This window comes from Pedobacter sp. 01T416_2 (assembly GCF_056398925.1).
Genome location: NZ_JBFTQI010000926.1, coordinates 1 through 2,126 on the forward strand (window position 1 = coordinate 1; position 2,126 = coordinate 2,126).

Here is a 2,126-nt window from a genome sequence, read left to right on the forward strand (position 1 = left end):
GTATTGCTTAGATGTGGTAAAGGTAAATCTGCCACTGGTTCGTGGCTTGCCGTTTAACAACCATTGCGGCCATTTACCATCGGCAATCCCATCATCGGGTTTTGCTTCATYGCCGATCAGCCGGTTAGCCCAAAGGTTGGCAATTTCTATAAGGAGTTCGTTTTTCCCTGGTTTAACCTGAGCGGAAATATCGATTTTCCAAGGCGGTGTCCATAACACCCCAACCACTTTTCCATTAAGGCTTACACGGGCAAGGTTTTTCACCTTTCCAAGCTCCAGATAGGTTTTTCCTTTAAGCTTACCTGCTTTAAAATCAAAAGATTTTTGGTAGGCTGCAATCCCTGAATAATATTTGATGCCTTCAAGTTTGTTTTTAGACCAATCAGATAAGGAATCAAAAGCCACTTTTTTGGGCCCTCCCCATTTCGGGTCAAAACTCACTTCCCATGGTCCTTTTAGGGTAAGCAATTCCTGTCGCTGTGTTTCACGCAAACCAGCTACCTGCGTAATGCGATTTTCCTTCGAAAACACCACAAAGCAGCTCTGATAAGGCGCCAATGCTATTGGGATCATCGTTTTTTTATTAGCAACAGTGAAATCGTTTACCTGTTTAATCTTAGCGGTAACCGCATCCCAAATCTCCGGAGCACCTTTTACCGACCTGAAAGCAGCTTTAAAACTGATAGCGCTATCGCTGGTATTAGAAAGGAAATAAATATCCCAATTCTCATTGGTACGATGGGTATATCTTACAGGCGCCGTTGTAACGAAATCCTCTTCCAATGGTAATGTATGTAGTACCTCAGCTGTCTGTCTGTAATGAGGATAAAGATGGTCCTGTTGTTTACGTAACGCTTCTCCCCAGATGATTGTTCCTTTACCGTAACGTTTTGTCTCCTGCGTTTTCGGCAATTGCCCCTGCCCCCATATTTCGCGGACGATCTTTTCAATCTGCTGATCACAACCTGGATAGCCCATCAAACTAGGAGAACGCTTTGGTGGGTTACCGATAACGGTTGCGCCTTTGCCGATCAGTGATGAAATCTTGGTAAGCAGCTCAGGTGTCATGGTTTCACTTTCGGGAAGTACCATTATGCGGTATCTGGCACCGCTTGGAAATACAATATAGCGGTTTTCTACATTCGCTTCCATAAGCTGTGCAGGTGCGCATCCATCAAAATTATAACCTCTGCGGTCGGCCAGGGTATCGCCTCTCAACGCTGAAGAAGGGGGGACAAAAACATGCGGTGAACCTTCTGGAGTTAGATAAAGAATATCGGCAACCGTTCTTCCTTGCTGCAACAGGTATTGGCATCTGCTTACATAGGCATGATAAGCATCTACCATGGGCCACCAGGTCTGGTTTCTGTCCCAGTGTACACCATATGGCCCCATCGTTGCCCCAGGTTTGAGCGAATCTGGCAAAAACTGATTCTGAAAGGTGTGGTATACAAAGCGGTTCACCCCGGCCGCAAATGCCCAGTCTCCCTGGTTTTTCATGCTGGTTGGATGTTGTTTCCAACCTTCATTATCCTGAGCGGTAAAAGCTTCAGCCGGAATAAGCGAACGGCCCATCACATGACCTATCGAAGTGGCCTCAATAACGCTATAAGTAGAATTGAATCCAAATCCTTTACTCCAGAATTCGGCCATGGGTACATCTGCCACCGCGCCAAGCCGAAGATCGGCGGTTGGGTTCATATCATAAGGCTCGATGGAAAGGGATAAGCCATAACGGTGCGCATAGGCTTTTACCTGTTCTGCATGGTTTTTCAGGATAAGTTCCTGAGCAGTCTCTCTCAGGTCCCATAAAAAACGTTCGCTCTCTTGCAAACTACCTACAATGTGCCCTGAATAGACAGGAAAATACTTTAGCGGATCATAGCCCCTGCTTTTGATAAAAGCTAGTCTAAAACTGCCTGTCCAGTTCTGTGCGCCCATTTCCCAGCTGTCCATGTGTAATCGCTTAAGCCCACCCGTAATATCTTTCCTGGTTTTGTTTATACTACCCAACAGTTTACCCACATAGGTATCCAAATGATGGTTTAATGCAAGGGTATCGAATTTATCAGATTCAAAGCCCAGGCCAGGAACAGGTGCCGGCCTGGTAATTGCCCCGTTATTGC

The 2,126-nt window shown here is 46.0% G+C and carries 1 protein-coding gene; it reads right to left on the reverse strand.

Annotation, left to right across the window (positions count from 1 at the left end):
- A partial coding sequence (locus AC1DPQ_RS25900) for a glycosyl hydrolase (RefSeq protein WP_477611327.1) occupies positions 1–2,126 on the reverse strand: 2,126 nt, incomplete at both ends.